This is a genomic window from uncultured Ruminococcus sp. (assembly GCF_947301925.1).
Taxonomy (GTDB): domain Bacteria; phylum Bacillota; class Clostridia; order Oscillospirales; family Ruminococcaceae; genus Ruminococcus.
Map to the genome: position 1 here is coordinate 1 of NZ_CAMYUE010000010.1, position 21,857 is coordinate 21,857.

At 49.5% G+C, this 21,857-nt stretch carries 14 protein-coding genes; 11 read left to right on the forward strand and 3 right to left on the reverse strand.

Annotated elements, in window-relative coordinates; translation table 11 throughout:
- Nucleotides 1-230: hypothetical protein (locus Q0Y65_RS11140; RefSeq protein ID WP_297959756.1), on the reverse strand; the 230-nt coding region annotated here is incomplete at its 3' end.
- A gap of 629 nt (nucleotides 231-859) precedes the next feature.
- On the opposite strand from Q0Y65_RS11140, the gene Q0Y65_RS11145 reads away from it, so the two are divergent.
- Together Q0Y65_RS11145 and Q0Y65_RS11150 are read left to right on the forward strand one after the other, a co-directional pair.
- The gene (locus Q0Y65_RS11145; RefSeq protein ID WP_297959758.1) at nucleotides 860-2,245 is read left to right on the forward strand and encodes an O-antigen ligase; all 1,386 of its coding nucleotides are present in this window, start codon (nucleotides 860-862) and stop codon (nucleotides 2,243-2,245) included.
- A 27-nt stretch (nucleotides 2,246-2,272) separates the two neighbouring features.
- The gene (locus Q0Y65_RS11150) at nucleotides 2,273-3,694 is read left to right on the forward strand and encodes a polysaccharide biosynthesis C-terminal domain-containing protein (RefSeq protein ID WP_297959760.1); all 1,422 of its coding nucleotides are present in this window, start codon (nucleotides 2,273-2,275) and stop codon (nucleotides 3,692-3,694) included.
- 322 nt (nucleotides 3,695-4,016) lie between these two features.
- Here Q0Y65_RS11150 and Q0Y65_RS11155 read toward each other — a convergent pair whose 3' ends face one another.
- Nucleotides 4,017-4,352 (reverse strand): DUF4298 domain-containing protein, encoded by a 336-nt coding sequence (locus tag Q0Y65_RS11155; protein ID WP_297959762.1) that lies wholly within the window; start codon nucleotides 4,350-4,352, stop codon nucleotides 4,017-4,019.
- Between the two features lie 479 nt (nucleotides 4,353-4,831).
- Here Q0Y65_RS11155 and Q0Y65_RS11160 point away from each other — a divergent pair, with 479 nt between their 5' ends.
- The 5 genes from Q0Y65_RS11160 to Q0Y65_RS11180 all read left to right on the forward strand — a co-directional run bounded on the left by Q0Y65_RS11160 (nucleotide 4,832) and on the right by Q0Y65_RS11180 (nucleotide 11,483).
- Nucleotides 4,832-5,548 (forward strand): ABC transporter ATP-binding protein, encoded by a 717-nt coding sequence (locus Q0Y65_RS11160; protein WP_297959764.1) that lies wholly within the window; start codon nucleotides 4,832-4,834, stop codon nucleotides 5,546-5,548.
- Nucleotides 5,549-5,561: 13 nt separating this feature from the next.
- The gene (locus Q0Y65_RS11165; protein WP_297959766.1) at nucleotides 5,562-7,841 is read left to right on the forward strand and encodes an ABC transporter permease; all 2,280 of its coding nucleotides are present in this window, start codon (nucleotides 5,562-5,564) and stop codon (nucleotides 7,839-7,841) included.
- Nucleotides 7,754-8,317, forward strand: coding sequence for an FtsX-like permease family protein (locus Q0Y65_RS11170; protein ID WP_297959768.1), 564 nt, complete (start codon nucleotides 7,754-7,756; stop codon nucleotides 8,315-8,317). The genes Q0Y65_RS11165 and Q0Y65_RS11170 overlap by 88 nt, the downstream gene beginning before the upstream one ends.
- Nucleotides 8,318-8,699: 382 nt before the next feature.
- Nucleotides 8,700-10,229, forward strand: a complete 1,530-nt coding sequence (locus tag Q0Y65_RS11175) for a sensor domain-containing diguanylate cyclase (protein WP_297959770.1) — start codon at nucleotides 8,700-8,702, stop codon at nucleotides 10,227-10,229.
- Nucleotides 10,230-10,292: 63 nt separating this feature from the next.
- Nucleotides 10,293-11,483 carry an EAL domain-containing protein gene (locus Q0Y65_RS11180; RefSeq protein WP_297959772.1) on the forward strand — a complete coding sequence of 397 codons (1,191 nt, stop codon included), beginning with the start codon at nucleotides 10,293-10,295 and terminating at the stop codon, nucleotides 11,481-11,483.
- A 102-nt stretch (nucleotides 11,484-11,585) separates the two neighbouring features.
- On the opposite strand, the gene Q0Y65_RS11185 is transcribed toward Q0Y65_RS11180, so the two are convergent.
- Nucleotides 11,586-14,156, reverse strand: coding sequence for a hypothetical protein (locus Q0Y65_RS11185; protein ID WP_297959774.1), 2,571 nt, complete (start codon nucleotides 14,154-14,156; stop codon nucleotides 11,586-11,588).
- Nucleotides 14,157-14,362: 206 nt separating this feature from the next.
- On the opposite strand from Q0Y65_RS11185, the gene Q0Y65_RS11190 reads away from it, so the two are divergent.
- The 4 genes from Q0Y65_RS11190 (at nucleotide 14,363) to Q0Y65_RS11205 (ending at nucleotide 21,391) form a co-directional block, all read left to right on the forward strand.
- A complete protein-coding gene (locus tag Q0Y65_RS11190; protein WP_297959776.1) occupies nucleotides 14,363-15,928 on the forward strand; it encodes a lectin like domain-containing protein in 1,566 nt (521 codons plus the stop codon).
- Between the two features lie 112 nt (nucleotides 15,929-16,040).
- Nucleotides 16,041-16,601: an RNA polymerase sigma factor gene (locus tag Q0Y65_RS11195; RefSeq protein ID WP_297959778.1), complete on the forward strand. Its 561-nt coding sequence runs from the start codon at nucleotides 16,041-16,043 to the stop codon at nucleotides 16,599-16,601.
- Nucleotides 16,594-19,107, forward strand: coding sequence for a hypothetical protein (locus Q0Y65_RS11200; RefSeq protein ID WP_297959780.1), 2,514 nt, complete (start codon nucleotides 16,594-16,596; stop codon nucleotides 19,105-19,107). The genes Q0Y65_RS11195 and Q0Y65_RS11200 overlap by 8 nt, the downstream gene beginning before the upstream one ends.
- A gap of 244 nt (nucleotides 19,108-19,351) precedes the next feature.
- Nucleotides 19,352-21,391, forward strand: a complete 2,040-nt coding sequence (locus tag Q0Y65_RS11205; RefSeq protein ID WP_297959782.1) for a leucine-rich repeat domain-containing protein — start codon at nucleotides 19,352-19,354, stop codon at nucleotides 21,389-21,391.
- Nucleotides 21,392-21,857: the final 466 nt, after the last annotated feature.

Consider the following 21,857-nt stretch of genomic DNA (forward strand, 5'->3'; position numbering starts at 1 on the left):
TCGAAGCCGCCCTGTCCGCCGCCGCCGAACTGGCTCATGTCGAAGCCGCCCTGTCCGCCGCCGCCGAACTGACTCATGTCGAAGCCGCCCATACCGCCTCCGAACTGACTCATGTCGAAGCCGCCCTGCTCGTCAGCCGCGATGACTGAGGACGCCATAGGCAGACACGATGCGATCATCAGCGCTGAGACTGTTGAACTGATGATCCTTTTGATTGTTTTTGATTTCACTTCAATCACTCCTTTGTTTTTTAGGCAAAATTATGATTAAAGTAATCCCCATTGAGCTAAAAGCTCTATATTTTTTAAATATAGAATAAACTATTTGTGTACAGAACACAAGGCTTTAGTTGCGTTAATGAAAAATGCTGACCAAAAATTGCGGAGTTTATTAAATTAAAAATTCGATGTCAGCTTAATATTAAAAGACTGGGTGGACAAAATGACGTTTAAGTGGATATTATACTATTTGTCATTTATTGTAAACATTATTACACTATTAGTATTACCGAAAAATTGGTGTTTTTGAGCATTTTCTATATATTTTTGCGCAGACCGGCGCTGCCTGAAATGTCATCATAAATACAAAATAAGCATTTAGTCTCCCATAGCTATTTTACCATTACAGCACCCTGCTCAGTCATTGCAAGCGCCCTCAGAGCGTTATTTCAGCCCGTTCACTAACCATTTATTGCTGTCCGATTTTATTTATGACGTTCACCGCACGGAACTCCCCTGCCCATTGCCGCCGGTCAGCCGCTTCATTTTTTATTGACTAATCCTATTGTATAATGTATAATATAAAAGTATCCGGCTCCGTCATCGGACTGCCGCAAACATTATATAAAGAGGTACCTATCATGCAGGATATCAAAAAAAGGCTGTCAGGCTTTCTCGAAGCCCTGACATCAGAGCGCTTCTTCTTCTATTACATAGTATTCGTTATGATATCTCTCCCCGTGTCCGAGATATTCGACGAGATGCACTCCAACAGATTTATGAGCCAGCCCATCATCGTGGAGATGGCAGGCTATCTGGGAGTTTTTGCCTTCATCGTCCACTTTCTGAAACACCAGAAAATAAAATACTACCTCAGTGACCTTCTGTACTTTCTGCTGTTCGTATTTGCTATTGTATCGGCCATGCTGTCCCAGAACAGATACGATACCTTCCACGGCTTCTTCTACGACGAATGGCTTTCAAACTTCTTCGGCTACTTCAGTCTCATGCTGGCAGGCACCATGATACAGGACAAGCAGATGCGCAAGAAGATAATCAACGTTTTCATACTTGTCACCGTGATACAGACCACCTTCGCCGTCTTGCAGACCTGCGGCATATACCTGAGAGAGTGCTATTACGACTCCAGCCTCATCATGGAGCTCAGAAGGTGCTACGGTCTCACACAGCACTCCAACTGGTACGCAGGCTTCAGCGTTCTCCTTTTCGCCTGCACCTCGGGAGTATTCCTCTACACCTCCAACAAGGTCACAAGGAACGCCGCCTATATCATTTCGCTCCTCAGCTTCTACACTCTCCTCTGTGCCGAAGCAAGGCTTGCATGGGTGGGAATATTCGCCTATCTGCTGTTCATAGTCATATCCCTTGCCGTCATGAAGCTCAAGGGACTTGAAAAGGAAAAGTTCCTCAGCATACTGAAGCGCTTCGGCCTTCTCCTTGCAGGCATGACCGCCGTTGTCGCCTTCGTCATACTGGTCTGCGGCAAGATCACAGGCAAGATCAGCCAGACAAGCAACGAGATCAGTCAGGCAAGCGACTATTCCAATACCGACGCCCTCGCCACAGGCAGAATGTATATATGGAGATACGGACTGGAGGGAGTCCGCGGACACTGGCTGTTCGGCGTAGGTCTCGACAACTACAGGGACGTGTTCTTCAAGAGTCCCAGCTATTACAAGGGTATGCCGACACAGGGCAAGGGACACAACGAGTATTTCCATTACTTTGTGACGCAGGGTATATTCCAGCTCATCACCTACCTTACCCTCATGGTATACACAGCCGTTACAGGCATCAGAAACGTCATTCACAACGACGACAAGGAGGAGCGCTTCATCAACTGGATCCTTCTGGGTATGTTCTTCGGATATGCGGCACAGGCCTGCTTCAACAGCAGCGTGGTAAATATAGTGCCCTATTTCTGGATAACCGTGGGAATGTGCCTCACAAAGAAGAACCAGCGCTGCTTCGGATACAGAAAAGAAAAGAAAGCGGCAGGGAAATAATCCCCGCCGTTTCAGGCTTATATAACAATGAATAAATACAAAAATCTTGCATTCAACACTGTGGTATTCACCATCGGCAGCTTCAGCTCCAAGATAATATCGCTGCTGCTGAACAATCTCTACACCAAGCACATCAGTCCGCCCCAGCTCTACACCAAGAACCTCATCGAGACCCTGGCGCTGTTCATGATACCCGTATTCACCCTGTCCATGGGCGAGGCGGTCATACGCTTCGGTCTTGACGGCAGCACCGACAAGAAAAAGGTATTCACCACTTCATCTGCGCTGACTCTTTCGGGACTTCTACTCACAGCGGCAGTGGTGCCTTTCATACAGTATATACCGTTTTTCTCATCAGTGGGAAGCTATACCGTTCTGCTGATGATATACATATCCACATCTGCCCTTAGAGCACAGTGCTCCCAGTTCGTAAGGGCTCGGGAGCTCGTGAAGCTGTTCTCCCTTGACGGCATACTCACCACCTTCTGGCTGCTGATCTTCAACATCATATTCATCAGCCACCTGGGCATGGGCGTAAAGGGCTTCATGATATCGGTGATACTCTCGGATCTGTGCTCGTCGGTATTCCTGTTCATCACGGCAGGCCTGCGTAAGTACATCGACCGCAGGGCGTTCAGTCCGCAGCTGGGCAAGTCCATGCTGCTGTTCTGTCTCCCTCTCATACCTACCACCGTAATGTGGACGTTCACGGGCTTTTCCGACCAGCTTTTCATAAGCGGTATGAAGGGCGAGTCCCCCGCAGGTATATACTCCGCCGCCACCAAGATACCCAACCTCATTTCCATGCTGTCCACCATCTTTTTTCAGGCGTGGAATATGTCGGCAATAACCGAGAACGATTCCGAGGACCGCAACGTCTTTTACGAAAAGGTCTACGGAGCCTATGAGGCGGTGCTGTACATCGGAGCGGCAGGCCTGATACTTCTGGTAAAGCCTGTATCGGCGCTTCTCATAAACTACAGCGTGTACCCCGAATACCGCGGAGCCTGTATCTACACGCCCCTGCTTATCACGGCGGCGGTGTTCACCTGTCTCGACCTCTTCCTCGCCAGCATATACACCGCCACAAAGCACACGGTAAACGCATTTGTGACCATACTTGCGGCAGGTCTGTCAAATATAGTCCTGAACCTTCTGCTCATTCCGCGGCTGGGCATACAGGGAGCGGCTCTTGCCACATTCATCAGCTATCTTGTATGCTTCATCATAAGAATGATAGACGCAAGGCGTTTCGTACCATTCAGGTTCAGCCTTGTCACAAGTATTTCGGGAACGGCTCTGCTGCTGGGGATGTGTGCCGCGGCCATATTCCGTCCGAAGGGATATATCGTAATACTGGCAGTCATGACCGCGGTCATGGCAGCAATTTCCGCAAAGTCGCTTCTGCCGATGATAAAAGCAGTTCTGCGCCGCGTCAAAAGAGCATAAAAAGCACCTGTGCCAACCGTGGTGCTTATATGGAAGTTTATGCGTAATTATCGGGGAAAACCTTTCCCAAAGACTTTATAACTGAATTCAGCCCGGTCAGGGCGCTCTCCCGGTTATTTCCGGAATTCACATTTCGTGTGGAGCGCCCTGCACGGGCTGAATTTTTATGCTAAAAGTTTTAGGAAGATAGTTTGAGGGTGACTCCCCGCAGTAACAGAGGGAACGCGCCTCCGTAAGAGAAACCATTTTCAAAAGTTTTTCCCTCAATATCACACGTATAGCTGCTATATGAGTATAGCGTTTAAGCGCAAGGGGCATCTATTTACAGCAAAGCTCCCAGTTCCTCGCCGAGCCTTTTCAGCTCCTCAGCCAGCTCTCTGCTGTCATCGAAGAAGTTCCACAGCCCGTCCTCGGAGAGAACTCCCCTTTTCAGCTCTGATGGCAGTTCACCGTTCTCGTCGGCTGCAAAGTCCTTCTTCCACTGTCCGCCGTAATAACCGCCGAGGGTCTTTATATCCGCAAGCGACTTTGAATACGCTTCCAGAGCTTTTTCCAGTTTCGCACCCGCAGCCTGAGCTCTGTCAAAGGCCTTCTCCATTTTTTCTATGCGCTCCACTGCTGCTTCATATTCCGTATTGTTCTTGTATTCCTTTTTCATTGCAAGTCACCCGTTTCTGAGATCTTCGTGCCGAAAACGGCGCTGATTTATTGTAACATATATCTTCCGCAAAGTCAATTCAGTAAGAGTACGTGCAGCTGTTCTGTTGTAATATTCCACAGTTGCGGCAAACCGTTTTTGTGCAATACGCAGAACCTAAAAAGATTTTTTCGCTTATTAAACGGTTTTCGTTTGAATTCCGCCCTTTTCCGCCCCTCTTACAGAAGGCCTCACGGATAAGCAGAACAGTCAATATGTACCTGCAATGGTGAAAAAGCCAGCTCATAATACAAGTTAGACCACACTAATAAAAATAAGTTCCCATGAACTGTTATAAATAGTTAACCTGACGAAATAAGAAAAACCCACTTGACAAATGTAAAAGAATATGCTAACATATGAATAGACACTCATATGTTCGTATGAACTTATCACGCGAACATAAGACTGATATAGTTATGACACAGGGGGTAAATGTTATGAGCAAAAAAGATAAGAAATTCCTTTCGGTCAGCGGACTGAAAAAGAGCTTCGGCAGCGGAGATACCCGCCAGGAGGTACTGAAGGGTCTTGACTTCACAGTGGCAAAGGGCGAGTTCTGTGTGCTTCTCGGTCCCTCGGGCTCGGGAAAATCCACGCTGCTGAATATACTTGGCGGCATTGACAGCGCAGACGAAGGCGCAATATCAATAAACGGCGACAAGCTCGAAGAAATGGACGAAAAGGGCCTGACCCGCTACAGACGCAAGCATCTGGGCTATGTGTTCCAGATGTATAACCTGATACCCAACCTCAACGTAAAGGAGAACATCGAAACAGGCGCATATCTCTCGGATAAGCCTCTGGATATCGACGAGCTCCTGAAGATACTGGGACTCTACGAGCACCGCCACAAGCTTCCCAATCAGCTTTCGGGCGGTCAGCAGCAGAGAGTCTCCATAGGCCGCGCCATTGTAAAGAACCCCGATATCCTCCTCTGCGACGAACCCACGGGAGCTCTCGACTACAATACCTCAAAGGAGATATTGCAGCTCATAGAGGAGGTAAACCGTAAGTACGGCAATACCATAATCATGGTAACTCATAACGAGGCCATAAAACAGATGGCAGACCATGTCATAAAGCTCCGCGACGGCAGGATAAGACATGACGACATCAACAAGAATAAGCTCACCGCTGCCGAGATAGAGTGGTAAGGGGGCGGACAAAATGAAAAAGCAGGTATCATTCGGCAAAAGGCCGAAAAATCCCCTGCGCAGACGCGTATGGAAGGATATGCTCCGCGACAGGAAACGCTATCTGATGATAAGCCTGATGCTGATAGTGACTATCGGCTTCGTTTCGGGTATGTATGTTGCCAATAACAGTATGCTCAACACCCTTTCCGAAAACGTGGAAACCCTGAAGCGTGAGGACGGTCATTTCACGCTCTCAAAGAAAGCCGACGAGAAGACTCTGAAGGCTATCGGAACGGGGCAGCGTGCGGACGTAGTCTCCGTATACCGTCAGCGTGCCTACGACAAGGCTGACGAGGAGGTGGAAAAGGCCGTATCCGAAGCCACGGAGGAAAAGGTGGCAGAGCAGGTAAAGGAAGCCATAAAAGCGCAGGTCACAGCCGCCGTTGACGAGCAGGCAGCAGCCGCAAAGGCTATGGGAGCCGATATCCCTGCGGCTCAGCGCGAGGAATTGATAAGCTCCGCCTATGAGACCGCACTTGCCGAAAACTACGATAAGGCCTATGAGGAAGGGCTGAAAAAAGCCATGGACTCCGAGGACTACAGCAAGGCTGTCTCCGACGCCAAGGACGAAGCCAGAAAAGAGATCGACAAGGAGATCGACGAGAAATACACCGAGCTTGCCGACCGTTACGGACTCAACGAGACCGCCGATGACGTTCCTGTTACGGTATACGAGCTTTTCTTCAAGGACACGGCGGAGAAGCTCCCCGCGGACAACGGCTATTCGGGAACTATCCGCGTTTACGGCCCGCGCAGGGATATAGACCTATACAATATCAACAAGGGCAGAGCTCCACAGAACGAAAACGAAATAATCATCGACCGTATGCACGCCGACAACGCAAAGATAAAGATCGGCGACACCGTTTCCGCAGGCGGCGTCGAGTATGAGGTCGTGGGACTTGCGGCCTTTGTGGACTACACCGCACTTTACGAGAGCAATACCGATACAATGTTCGACGCTCTTACCTTTGACGTCGGAATGACCACTGACGAGGGATTTAAGCGAATCCGCGCAAATACCGTCGCAAATTACGGCTTTACCTACAATAAAAAGCCTGCCGACGAGTTTGAGGAAAAGGATATGTCCGAAAACTTCCTGAAAGCCCTCATAACCCAGACCGCAGCCTCCGACACGGAGGATACCGAGATAACGGACTATGTTCCCGCATATGCCAATCAGTCAATGACGTTTGCCGAGAACGATCTCGGCAAGGATAAGGCCATGGGCGGAGTGCTGCTGTACATACTCACAGCTGTGCTTGCATTCATCTTCGCGGTGACTATCAGCACCACCCTTGAACAGGAGGCCTCAGTTATCGGCACTCTCAGGGCTTCGGGCTATACAAGGGGCGAGATGCTGAGATACTACATGAGCGCTCCCCTGATAATAGTGGTCATAGCTGCTGTTATCGGCAATATACTGGGATACACCTTCTTCAAGAACACCGTTGCGGATATGTACTACAGCAGCTACAGTCTGCCGAGCTTCAAGACGCTGTGGACTCCCGAGGCATTTGTAAAGACTACCATCGTGCCTATAATCCTCATGCTGGTCATAAACGCAGTTGTCATCACGAGGACGCTGAAGCTGTCGCCGCTCAGGTTCCTGAGACACGACCTGAAACGCAAGACAAGGAAAAAGGCCATAAGGCTGCCGAAATGGAAGTTCTTCCAGCGCTTCAGGATAAGGGTGTTCCTCCAGAATATCCCCAATTATATCATGCTTTTCGTGGGTATAACCTTCGTTATGCTGCTTATATCAATGGCAGTGGGTATGCCCGAGACCTTGTCCTATTATCAGGACTCTATGGGCGATATGATGTTTGCCGAGGATCAGCTCATTCTCAGCTCAACCGAGGACGAGGACGGAAATCTCATCGAGACCGCAGCCGCAGGCGCAGAGCGCTTCTCCATAACATCACTGGAGAGAAAATCCGATGTCTACAACGAGGAGGTCTCGGTCTACGGCATAGAGAAGGGCAGCAGATATGTAAAGCTCGGCAGCATCGCCGAAAACTCGGTATATATATCGCAAGCTAATCAGACAAGTATAATGTGGCTGTGGGCGATACCGTTACCCTCTCGGAAAAATACGAGCATAAGGACTATAAATGGACAGTGGGCGGTATCTTTGATTATTCCGCAGGCGTGTCCGTTTTCATGGACAACGAGCAGTTCAACAGGGTCTTTGAAAAGAAGGAAGGAGACTTCAGCGGATATATGGCAGATACTGCCATCACCGACATAGACGGCGAATATATCGCCAAGGAGATAACATCTCAGGATATGATAAAGGTGGCGGATCAGCTGGATAAATCAATGGGCTCTTATATGCTGTATTTCCAGTATGTATGCTTCATAGTGGCAGCTATAATACTCTATCTGCTTACGAAGATAATCATTGAGAAAAACCAGCGTTCTATCTCCATGACCAAGATACTGGGCTACGAAAACGGCGAGATAGCCTCCCTTTACCTGATACCGACAGCTGTCGTGGTATTCTTCTCGGAATTCCTGGCAATGTACCTGGGCTACAAGCTCATGTCCTTATTCTGGAAGCTCATCATGATGAAGATGAGCGGCTGGTTCGCATTTATCCTGCCGCCATCGGGCTTCGTAAAGGAGTTCCTGCTGGTATTCGCAGCATATCTTATCATAACGATACTGGACTTTATCCGCATACGCAGGATACCAAAGGTACTTGCACTGAAAAATGCGGAATAATGACAAAACACATAATTATCAGCCGCGGAGTAGCCTGCTTCGCGGCTTTTTCGTTCCGCGCCGCTCCATAAGCTCCGCTGATGTGTGAAAGCAATTCCAGCAGCTATTGATTAATTCACACAAATTCTATTGAAAAACAGCAAAAAATATGTTATAATTAATGTATACTCAATAACCGCCTTATGGCGGTTATTGCCCCGGACCTCGTCCGGGGAGCGCAAATTCAGTATGAAATAAAAGATTTGCGCCTCACATTTCTTTATGTCAAGCTCATTTTACCCTGAAGGGCAAAACAAAGTGCAGGGAAAATTATCAATACATCGGATCAATTCATAAGGAAGCGGTCAAACGCCTTTTATCCGCTTCAGAAAGGGGGGCACTTATGAGATTGACCTTTTCCGTACTGTATCTCATACTGATCCTGGCACTGCTGATCTGTACCGTTCTCGCCCGCCGTTCGGACAAGAATACCCGCGACGCGGTGGCTTTTCTCGAAGCTGCACTGATACCTCCCGTACTGGGAAATCTGCTCATTGTGGGAACAAGCATGAAGCTCACGGCGCTGATCGGCTGTTACTTCTATTATCTCGGCATGGATCTTGTCATGTATGCTCTGGTCAATTTTACCAATGTTTACTGTCACGGCAAGGAAAGCATAAAATACAAGCCCGCCTTCGTTTATTCAGCCCTTGCTGCTGACGCGGTGCAGATGATACTGAACCCCTTCTTCGGCCACGCCTTCGATATCCAGGCGGTAGATGTCGAAAATGCAGCCTATTACAAGCTTGTGCCTCACATCGGACAGACTATACACCGAGTGGTGGACTATCTGGTCTTTATCGGCGTTATACTCATATTCGTATATGCCACCGTAAAAGCTCCGAAAATAAACCGCGAGCGCTATGCGGTCATACTCATGACCATGGTGGTGGTAGGTCTGATGCAGACCTACTACATATTCTCACAGTATCCCATAGACCGTTCAATGCTGGGCTACGGATTTTTCGGGGTGATAATATTTTTCTTCGCCATACGCTACAGACCGCTCAGGCTCCTTGACCGCGTGCTTTCCAATATCGTCTCCGGTCTGTCGGACGCTTTCTATGTATTCGATTCCGACGGCAGCTGCATATGGGCAAACGATCAGGGACTTAAACTTGTGGGCGAAAAGGACAACAATTATTACACGATAACAGGAAAGCTTACGGAAATGTTCGGGAACACAGGCAAGCCCGACGAGCATATCACGAAGCGCAGGGTCGGAGAAGGCGAAAATGCGCGGTTCTATGTGCTTGAGGAAAACTACCTGAAGGACAACAAAGGTCATCTGGACGGATCGTATCTCCGTATACAGGACGTTACGGAGGAGGAACAGCAGCTGATGGCCCGTGACGAGCAGATCGGTCAGATCAGTCAGGAGGCATACAGAGACTCTCTGACAGGCGTGGGCAGCAAGGCTGCATACATAAGGAAGGTGGCCGAGCTCAACAGACAGATCAGCGAGGGCAATACCGAATTCGCTGTGGTCATGGTTGATATGAACAACCTGAAATACATCAATGACGATTTCGGACATAAGTCAGGCGACCTGTATATCAAAGGCTGCTGCCACATGATATGCGAATGCTTCAAGCATTCTCCCGTGTTCCGCATAGGCGGGGACGAATTCGCCGCCATACTTCAGGGACAGGACTACAGCAACAGGGCAAGGCTCACCGCCGAGCTCCGTGAAGCCTATGCCGAGACCTTCGGACATGAGGAGAATGAGCCCTGGACAAGATACTCCGCAGCCGTTGGCCTTGCGGAATATGCTTCCGACAACAATACCTACGAGCTGGTGTTCAAGCGTGCGGACGAGGCTATGTATGAGGAAAAGAAGATGTTCAAGCAGAAGCACGGAAGCTACAGATAAAAATACATCTATCGCATATACACATCGACAGAATTCTTCACCCGAAGATAAAGGGGGGATCGTATGAGATACTCAGCAGAGGAGATAAGGTCTGCACTGCACAATAACGAGATCTGCGTCTATTTTCAGCCGCTCTATGTCACAATGACGGGTCAGCTGAAAAGCGCAGAGGCACTTGTACGCTGGATAAAGCCCGACGGTACAGTCGTCCTGCCATCAGATTTCATTCCCGTTGCAGAGGAATCCGACCTTATCATGGAAATAGACTGGCAGGTCATGGAGCTTGTTTGCAGAACTCTCGAAAAACAGAATATGATGCCGCAGTTTCCCATATCCGTAAACTTCTCGCGGAAGCATATCCGTGAGGCGGATTTCGCAGGGAAGCTTACGGATATGGTGGACAGGTATGAGCTCCCCCACCCTCTTGTGGAGATAGAGATAACGGAATCGGCTGTTGTGGCCGAGGAGAACAGGCTCTTTGAATGGATAACCTCCATACGCAATGCAGGCTTTACCGTTGCTATCGACGATTTCGGCACAGGTATGTCGTCACTGAATTTCGTCAAGGACGTCCCCGCCGATGTGCTGAAGATAGACAAGTCTCTTCTCAGTCACAACTGCGAGGACGAAAAGGAGCGGATAGTCCTTGAAAGCATATTCTCCTTCGCACACAGGCTGCACCTCAAGACAGTTGCCGAGGGAGTGGAGACAAAGGAGCAGCTGGCTTTCCTGCGCTCCTGCGACTGCAGCAAGATACAGGGATATTATTTTGCAAAGCCCATGCCCGAGGAGGACTACTTATCCCTGTGCCGCTCGCATACAGAGCCGGAAGAGCCCGCAGACATACTTCAGGTACAGAGCCCTGCAAGCGCCATAAACCTGCTGATAGAGGTAGTGTTCCGCCGCTATCCCCTTATCATATTCAGCAATCTCACAAGGAACACCTACTACGCTATGGTGTATCAGAACTTTACCATCACCTCCTGTCCGTCGGCAGGCATATTCGACGAGCTCATCGAACGCGGCACAGGCAGTATGCACCCCGACGACAGGGAGATATTCAGAGCAACATTCAGCAGAGAAAACCTCATCAGGGAATACTATAACGGCAAGCAGGAAATACACCTCATAACACGTCAGCTGGGCGACGACGGTGTTTACAGAAGGGTAGAGACCTTTGACTACTTCGTAAAAAGCAGCTACTCCGAGGACATAATCGCCATTACCCTGTGTCAGAATCTGACGGATCAATAAAAAACGGACGGCAAGGTAATTTGCCGTCCGTTTTTATTCAGGCGGCATAAACGGCTTATCTCAGCGCTTTATGCCGCTTTTCTGATATACAGGATATGTATATCAGGCCATTCCGAGAAGGAATCTCGAAACGCCTACCACATCGGCAACGGTATAACCGCTGCCTGCAATGGCGCTCTTCCTTATAAGTACAAGGTCAAAAACATCGACTGCTCCGTCCCTGTCGGCGTCCCAGTCCCTGTAAGGCGAGACATATCCATAGAAGGCAAGCTCGTTCATGTCGCCGCCCTCCTTGACTATCTTCACGCAGTCCGTGGGAGCTGTATCCTCCGTAAGTGTCACCGAGCGGCTCATGTAACTGTCAAGAGCATTGCTCCACAGCAGCTTGTCCGTATAGGCGTCGTATACCGATATACCGCCTGTTCCGTAGGTATCGAACACCGCAAAGCCGCTGAACACGCATGGCTTTTCAAAAAAGGCATAGGCCGTCACTGCCGAGCCTCCCACCGCCGTTTCAGGCATTGCCGCGGTATCGCCGCATATGGGATCGGGCATGGTATCGGGCTCGTCAAACATACGGTACGCTCTGCCGAGAGTGCTGTCAGCAGGCGCGGCCGTCAGGTCGCAGACCTCCGTGGATCTGTCCCGCGAAAGGCTTATCTCCGCAGGCCGGAGCTGTGAATACCTGCTGCCGATAAGCACCTGCGGCCTGTCCGTAAACCTGATATATACAGGAGTACCGCTGAGCTCTACGGTGACCCTGCCGTCCTTAACGGCTATCTCCTCTGTGAAGCCCTCTGCAAGCCCCGTCTGCGGAGTTGTCAGGTAAGCCCTGCTCATGCCGTCGGCCGATATCTCATACTTCCCTGCTTCGCCTGTGGTATAGGCGCATTTTATTATGCTGCCATTATCGTTGAAGGTGTATACATACCGTCCGTTATCGCTGTCATAGTCCGAAAAGGCCGCGTTTTTCAGCGTTTCCGTCATACATGAGAGGTAATACCATGCAAGCTTCTTATGCCATTTCCCCTTCTGAGTGACAAGTCCCGAGTTGTAGTATACTCCCTCTCCCTCGTCACGGAGCTGGAACTTTGTGATATAGCTGAGGGACGGCGTACACAGCGCCCTGAGATATGTTCTTGCCACTCTCTGAGCGTATTTCAGCTGATATTTCTCATTGTCATGGTTGTCCACTCCCTCGGTCTCACAGTCGGACATGGGCACTTCAAACTCGGATATCCATAGCTCGGTACCTGGAGCGTTCTTCTCTATCCATTTATTCAGGCTGTCGATAGTCTCCGCATAGCTGCCGTTTTCGATATCGTCACTGTCGGGACCTATATGCACGTTTATGATGTCGACTGCGAATTTGCCGTCGCTGCGATTGTAATCGAACCACAGCTTCATCTCGTCCAGATACCGGAGCATGGTGGAATAACCTACAAGTCCGCCCATGGCAAGTTTGAAATCGGGATCTGCGGTATGTACTCCCGCATCGGGGATAGTTCCCTCGTGGCCGTCATAGTCCGCAGAGCACATGGCTGCCAGCTCATAGGGCGTGAAGTAATTGGCCTTGCCTGCCCAGCTCTTGTTGGGCTCGTTGGAGTTCTCAAGAGCCGTCAGATAGCCCAGACCTGTTTTTACTTCCTGAGCGTCGGTGATATTTATGGTCTTTATGTCGATATCCTTGTTGCTGCCGTAGCGTGCGGCCACCTGATACATGGCCTGTGCGTGGACGGCATAGCTTTTCGGATCGAGGGTGTCAGCACCCTTCGGAACGGGTATCTCGTCTGCCTTTTCGCCGCCTGAAATGGCGGTGCTGCCTCCCTGGAAGCAGGGTATGATGTTTATTCCCCGTGCATGGAGGGCTGAATAATAGCTGTCCATATCGCCCCATGAGCCCTGGGTGAACTTCACCTTGCAGTCGCTGTCAAGAAGCCAGCTGAGATTATGGTACTCGCGGATAGTGCCCGCCGCCATCATAGCGGTCATGGGGTCGTCGATAAAGGCGTTGAAGCCTGCACGTCTGCCTGCGGGTATGCCGCTGTCGGAGTTGCCGCCGTTCTTTGGTACAGGAGCTGTCCTTGCCTTCTGTTTATCTGACAGCTCCGACTCCCTGTAACCGTATACCGCCAGCTCGCTGACGCCGCTGTCGCAGTAGTCAGAGCTGAAATGCAGGTATCTTGTACTCCTCGGCTTATCCAGATGGACTATCCTCCAGGAGTTATAGGTATCCATGTTCACCTCGGCGATATCGCGCCAGCTGAAGGGCTCTCCGTCGGAAACGGTCCATGTGGGAGTTCCGTTGGTATCGAGAAAGGCTATATCCGTAATGACATAGTTGGCACCCATGTCCATATAGAATGCGGCAGGGCCGTACTCCATCTGCTGATTGGGAGTCCAGTTCCTGGTGGAGGTCTCCTTCAGCACATCCCCTGACACCTTGAAATTGTCGGGATATTCAGGTATCTTGTCCTGATCGTCAAAGAGATATGATACATCGCGCAGGTATGTGCCCTTGCTGAGATGGACGAAGTTCTCATCATTTATCACAAATTTCCTCACATCAAGCAGTGAGGGAATGGGATCGGAAGCTGCCGCTTCTGCAAGCGGCAGGCTGCACGCCGCAAATATCACAGCCGCTGCTGTGGCCGTCAGCTTTTTCATATCCATGTCATCGCCTCCGTAATATGCGTCACCATCGGGCAGCTGCCCGTTACTCTGTTATACTATGATACCATATACGGAGGCGGAAATAAAGTGAATAATTGTTAATTTTGTGCTCTGCAGGGTGCATATATGAGGATGTGTGCCCCTTATCATTGTTTTCTGCGGGAAACTATGCTATAATTTAAAAAAATGAAGGAGGTACCCCTGTTATGAACATCAGACCTATACTATCAGAACTCATTTCCGCCGCTGTATCCTGCATACTTTTATGCTCCGCAGCAGCACCGTCCTCAGCAGCTGACAGTACAGAACAGACAGAGCTTCCTGCACGCTTCGATCTCCGCGACGAGGGGGCGATGACCTCGGTCAAGCATCAATACTACGGCAGCTGCTGCATTTTCGCCTCCACCGCCGCTATCGAATCCAACATGATAAAGCACGGAATGGCCGATTCCTCCCTTGATCTTGCGGAACAGCATTATTCATGGTTCACCTTTGGCAAGGGCAGCCCCGATGCCCCCGATGATCCCCTGGCAGGCGACGGCGTGAACCTGGGTACAGAGGGCTATCAGCGTGCCACCGACTTCTGGAAGATGATCGGCACCCTCGCCTGCTGGAAGGGCGTCGTGCCCGCTTCCATGATACCAGACTGTGAAGATCTGGTGCCGATAGACGAGTCCCTGCGATATGCCTCGGTGGCTCATTTGCAGAATGCAATAATGATCGATCCCGAGGACAGGGACGATATCAAAAGGCGCCTTATGGAAAAGGGCGCCATGCATCTTTCCTATTTCAGTATAGGCAAGCCCGAGCATTATTCAAGATACGGCGGCTACTACCAGACAGAATGGGACTTCAGGTCGGAGAACAATCCCGATGACCTTAACGGCGGAGGCCATGCGGTCTGCCTGTGCGGCTGGGACGATAACTTCCCCAAGGAGCATTTCATCGAGACTCCTCCTGCCGACGGCGCATGGATATGCAAGAACAGCTGGGGCCCGAATACCACGGCGGGTATAGACGGCTATACCTATATATCCTATTATGACAAGTCCGTTCACGATATCATACAGTATGATATGGAGCCCACAGACAACTACGACGGCATCTATCAGCGCTGCGGCGGAGCTTATGCTGCATTCACAGTCAGAAACAAGGGCTGGGCATATTCCAATATCTACACGGCAAAAAAGGACGAGAACCTCGCCGCGGTGTCCATAATGACCCATGAGGCCGATCTGCCCTATGAGATAAGCATTTACGCTCTTGACGAGGGCTATACAGAGCCAAGAGACGGCCGTCTGCTGGCGCATTTCAGCGGCACCGAGCATTACGCGGGATATCACACCTATAAGCTTGAAGCTCCCTGTCAGGTATCCGAGGGGCAGACCTTTTCCGCAGTTGTCAAAACAGGCGTTCACCCTTCAACTACCCTGTTCTTTGACAGGAATGCCGACAACTCGGGACTCTCTTATTATATGATCCACAACGATAAGGGAGAAAGCAGCTGGACCGACTCCACAACAGTAAAAAACCACGGCGGCGTTTTACTGAAGGTGTTCACCAAGGACGACACTGAGATCCCGGCCATTGTCAGAGGCGATGTGAACGGAGACGGCCTGTTCAATATCTCCGATCTGGTCATGTTCCAGAAATGGCTTGCGGCTGCGGACGGAGCCGAGCTTCACCAATGGCAGGCCGCCGACCTGTGCAGCGACAATGTCCTCGACGTATTCGATCTTTGCGTGATGAGGAGAGAGATACTGCTGAAATGAGCAGCTCCGCGGCAAAAAAGCTCCTCTGAAAATTTTTTTGGAAAAATGTGAAATATCGGATCCGCAATGTTGTCTTTATTAACAGAGGACCTCACGAAAGGAGGCTGGACCTTTGGATGACGCGTCAATTATACGGTTACTGTTTGAAAGAAATGAACAGGCTGTGGAGGAGCTGAAAAACAGCTATGAAAAGCTCTGTTTCTATATTGCAGGGAATATCCTGTCTCAGAAGGAGGATCAGGAGGAATGCGTTAATTCGGCCTATATGGACGTATGGCGTTCCATACCGCCCAAAAGACCCGATAATCTCAGGACATATCTCTGCAGGCTCGTTAAGAACTGCGCTATAAACAGGCATAAATACAATACCGCTGCGAAAAGGAACTCTGATTTTTCAGTGTCGCTGGACGAACTGGCAGAATGTATCCCCGACGGGAAGCACATTGAAGAAAGAATTACGGACGAACAGCTGGGAAAGGCAATAAGCGGCTTCCTCAGGACTCAGCCCGACAAGTACCGCAGGGTGTTCGTGCGGCGATACTGGTACTCGGATACAGTGGAGGAGATCGCGGCACTTTATGATATGAACGTCAGTACTGTGGCTACATATCTTTTCAGGGTGAGGAAAAAACTGAAGGCATTTTTGCAGAAAGAAGGTTATATTGATGAGTGATCTGAAGCTTTACAAGGGTATAAACTATATCGACGACGACCTCATCGAGGATGCCGACTGCAAACAAAAGCCTGTTATACACAAATACTACGCCTTTGCGGCTTCTGCGGCCGCTATACTGCTGGCAGTGGGAACATCGGGCTCTGCTCTTTTCCGCAGCGCCGGCTATGTAAAGGACCCTCTTCTTTCAGACAGCAATACGATCACGGTCACGACTACTGCCGGGACAACACCTGCTGCAACAACTCAATGCACGGTGACATCGGCACAGTCTGCGGCCTCCGATCCTGCAATCACGATACATACCACCGCTCATACCGTTACAGCGGCAACGTCCGTCAGCGGCACTGTGCTGACAGGCGCTGCTTCGCAGACAGCAGCTCATGCTGCTTCGGGTACGACGGCTGTTACAGGAGCATCAGGCACAGACAAAGCTCCTGAACAGGAAAACGACTTTGAATACGAAGGGAGTCTTATTATGAAAAAATACGCTGCACTATTTGCTTCACTGCTCACTATCTCAAATGTGACGGCTGCAAACGCTCAGGCTCAGACATTCGAGCCTATAAACGAAAACCTCAGCGAAGCTATGGACGCCAAGGCTTTCATAGAAGAATATGATGTGGATATCGACTTCAACTGCGACGGTAAGTTCGATATATTCGACGTATACGCATACTACCGTGCAGATATGCGTGCCGCAGATGAGAAGTATGGAGCTGTTCCACGTTCCACCGTTCCCGATTATATATGGGAAAAGTATAAGGCAGTACCAAACGGTGTTCTTGGAGACCGCATATACATAAACAAAGAAACAGGCGAAAAGGAAGTACACAAGGAAAAGCTTTCCCTTTACACTGACAGTCTGATGGATTACTATTTTGAATATGTTGCACCGCCTCAGCTTGAATTGATGGATACTAATTTCTATATAGACAACTGTCCCGATATTTACGGCGATCCTATATCCTATGACGTTATAAGGCATGACGGCGATATACTCAGTATGTGGGATTTCCAGAGGACAAAGCTCTGCATTACCGACGACGGCGAAACCTACAGGCTGATAGACAAGGCTGACGCCGAAAAGACAGATCCGGATTCGCACTACAGCACCGAGGCAAGCCTGGGTCATATGTACGGCGTGAGGAAGTCTCCGATGCACGAGTTCATCGAAGATCTGAGACGTCATTCTCACTATACGGGAAGGGACCGCGCATTTGTAAAGCAGCTCATCGAGGGCGGATATGTGGATCCGGATATAAACTCGGACGGCATCTTCGATATGGAAGATATAGCACTGACAGCAGTATTCGCTGACAATCATTCCAACTGCGAGAGAGGATCATTCTTTGACAGCCTTTATTATCCGACGGGCGTCGATTATTACAGGATAAACCTGGCTGACAGTTATGACTCTTTCAAATCCGAGGAAGAATGGGGCAAGGCATTCACATTATGTGATACACTGTCCAATTACTGCGATAAGTACTCCGATGATATCGTTCAGTATCTTGCCGAGTATTATCTGACATACAATGAGGTGGACCAGAAATATTTCGACCCGTTCTATTATGTAGAAAACGGTTATACATATTATCGTCAGATGAACGGTTTCTCAGGCAAATTTTTCAACGTTCTCGGTTATTATGAGAATTTCTCCATCAAGTACGGTCCTTCATCTGCCAATAACAGCATTGAACCTCCCGAGGGCTTCTGGTTCACAAAGGATGAGATAGACGCTGCCTTCCCCGAGTACTATAAAAACGTAAAATCAGGCGTTCTGCCGGAGCCCGATATCGACCTCAGCGGCAGCATAGACGTGGCAGACTACAACCTGCTATTTAATCTGGGATACGAGTACTTTACACCCTATGACACAAGCTACATAGGCTCTATGGTTAGACGCTATCCTCAGCTTGATATCGTCCTCGATGTCCCGCAGGAGGTGCGCGACAACTTCAATAACAATTTCGACTTCAATCACAATGGCATCAGCTGTGATACCATGGAATCAGACTGTATGATGATGTATATCCTCAGCGAACTGGAAAAGCAGTATGATAATGAGGATGATATGGACAGGGCAATGGACGATTACTATATGGCTCACCGCGGCGCTCAGTACTTTGAGGTCTTCGACAATAACATGGAGAAGTTCTTCAAAGAGAGATGCCTGGTCTATACAGGCTATATCGGCAGAGATGACCTGGGCTCCGTAACGAGCTCCGTCGAGAACATCAGGAGCTATAAGAACTATCCTCTGAATACAGAGTCCACGGAAGCCGACGAATTCGTCAGCGGCGACGCAAACTGCAACGGCAGGACCGAGCTCTCGGACGTACTGCTGATAATGCAGTCCCTGGCAAATCCCTCCAGGTACGGCGTGGACGGCACCGACGCCAACCACATCACAAGCGAGGGAAGGCTCCGCGCTGACGTTGACGGCAACGGCCTTACCAATATGGACGCTCTTATCATAAAGAACCGCCTCCTCCAATCGTAATGGATATTCAGGACAGACGCTTTTCAGTGGAATTGCCGGAATGATAATATCCATAAAAGCATAATGCAGTATAGTGGGCAGTCCCTCCTGCGGTATGATACCGAAGGAGGGACTGCTGTTTTTTGATCTTTTCACTCAGAAGATGATATCTGACGGAAATTGCTTGACACCTTCGCTTTATTCGGATATAATATAAAAAAGGATCATATCAGGAATACCAAATATTAAAACGGGAGGTTATCAAATGAATATCTCAAGAAAACGTATACTCAGCGTTCTTGCAGCCGCCGCTCTGTCAATGAGCGCTCTGCCCCAGACTATGCCTCTGCTCAGCCCTGCTCTGACAGCTTGTGCGGAAGATACCGTACCGGAGGATCTTGCATACGAGATCAGTGCTGACGGTACAAGCGTGACCATCAAAAAATGGAACGGCTCTGACACTGAGTTGATCATACCGGAAAAGATCGAAGGACTGCCCGTAACAGAGATCGGTAGCTGGTCATTCTTCGACTGTAAAACTATTGAAAGCATAACACTGCCCGGCAGTATCAGAACTATCGGAAGCAACGCATTCAACGGTTGTATCGCCCTGAAAAGCGTCGCTCTCTCAAAAGGTCTGAATCTCATTGACAGCGGTGCCTTCACAGGATGCATCAGTCTTGAGAGCATCTCTATCCCCGATACTGTCACCAGCATCGGCACCGGCACCTTTTCAAGCTGTTCAGCACTGGAAAGCATTACTATCCCTTCCAGCGTTTCCAGCATCGGCGGCAACGCCTTCAGCGATACAGCATGGCTAAACAACATGAAGGCCGACAATCCGCTGGTCATCATCAATAGTATTCTGATAGACGGAACAGCTGCTTCAGGCAGCATAGACATTCCCGACAGCGTGAAGGTCATCGGTGATATGGCGTTTTCCAACTGCCGCACTATGACAGATATCTCCATACCCGAAGGCGTAACGAGCATCGGCGAGAACGCTTTCTATAACTGTACAGGACTGACATCTGTTTCTGTTCCCGACGGTGTACAAAAGATCGGCTATCAGGCATTCAATGGCTGTGCAGGTCTGACGGAGGTCTTTCTTCCCGACAGCGTCACCGATATAGGCGGAAGCACCTTCTTCGGATGTGAAAAACTGGAAACCGTAAAGCTTCCAGAAAACATAACGCTCATAAGCAATTCAATGTTTACAAGCTGTAAGGCCCTCAGAGCTGTCACTATCCCCGAAAGCGTCACTCGCATTGATCCCCGTGCCTTTCTGGGATGTTCGTCACTGACAGAGATCGTAATACCCGAAGGCGTAACAAATATCGGATTCCAGGCATTTGCTCTATGTTCAAACCTGAAGGAAATAAAGCTGCCCGACAGTCTGACGTACATTGACCGTTCGGCTTTCATGCTCTGTCCCGATCTGACTATAAGCGCAAATGACGATTCATATGCAGAAAACTATGCGGATCAGAACGGCTTTGCCTTCTCTAATCTGCAGGCAGGCGAATTCACTGATGTTTCGCTCACTCTCAGCGACGATCTGGGAATCAATTTCTTTGTCAGTGGGGTGACTGACGCTGAAGCTACAGACTACCGTGTTACATTCTCGGGCATCTGCGACGAGAATAGCTCGGCTGTCTCTCTCTCCAAGAAGCAGGGCGTATACTGTGCAACCGCCAATGTCTCCGCAGACCACATGGACGAGAAGATAACTGCTGTACTTGAGCGCAGCAGCGATGAAGGCTGGGAACAGGCCGGCAAGTATACCTATTCGGTAAACAAATACCTTAAAAACGTAGATACAAGCAGCAATGAGGTACTTGCAGAGCTGGTATCCGCCACAAAGACATACGGTGAAGTCACAAAGGCATATTTCAACGATAGTACTATGCCCTCTGTAGCTGACTGCTCCGATAAATATTATACAGACGATTTCAAGCCCGTCAAAGGTGCAGACGACGCACTTTCCCTTGTACTCAACTCAAAGCTGGCCGCAAGACTCTACATCAAGGATCTGCCCGCCGACGCCTCCGCTTCATACGGCACGAAGGAGCTTAAAGCCAAGAAGGGCAGCAACGGCAGCTATTACTTTGAAGTTGCGGATATCAATCCCACTGCCCTTGCATCGGATATCAGCATAAAATACGGCACAACAAAGTATAGCTTCAAGCCCCTTTCATGGTCCTACCTTGTAAAGAAAAACGGCATCGAAGGCAAGAACAAGGCAATGGCTGACGCACTGTATCAGTACTGCACCAGCGCTGAAGCATACAAATCAGCTTTTTAAGCAGAAAAGGAGTCAGAGTAATGAAGAATATCTACACTACACCCGAAATAGAGATAGTTGAATTCGATTCCGAGGACGTTATCACAACAAGCAATCCCGAGATCGATCCGATATCCTGAACAGAAAACAGGCAGTCTGCAATCGCTATACTCATATAGCTGTTTTACGGGTGATATTGAGGGAAACCCTTTTGAAAAAGGGTTCCTCTGACGGAGGCGCGTCCCCTCTGTCACTGCGTGACATCTCCCCGCACTGCGGGGAGTCACCCTCAAACTCCCTTCCTAAAACTTTTAGCATTAAATTTAGCCCTTACAGGGCGCTCCCCGGTTATTACCGGATCTCACGTTTTGTGGAGAGCGCCCTGTACGGGCTAAATTCAGTTATAAAGTCTTTGGAAAAGGGGTTCGGGGAAAGAACCTTTCCTCAGAAAGGTTTGTCCCCGATAATTACGCATAAACTTCTATAT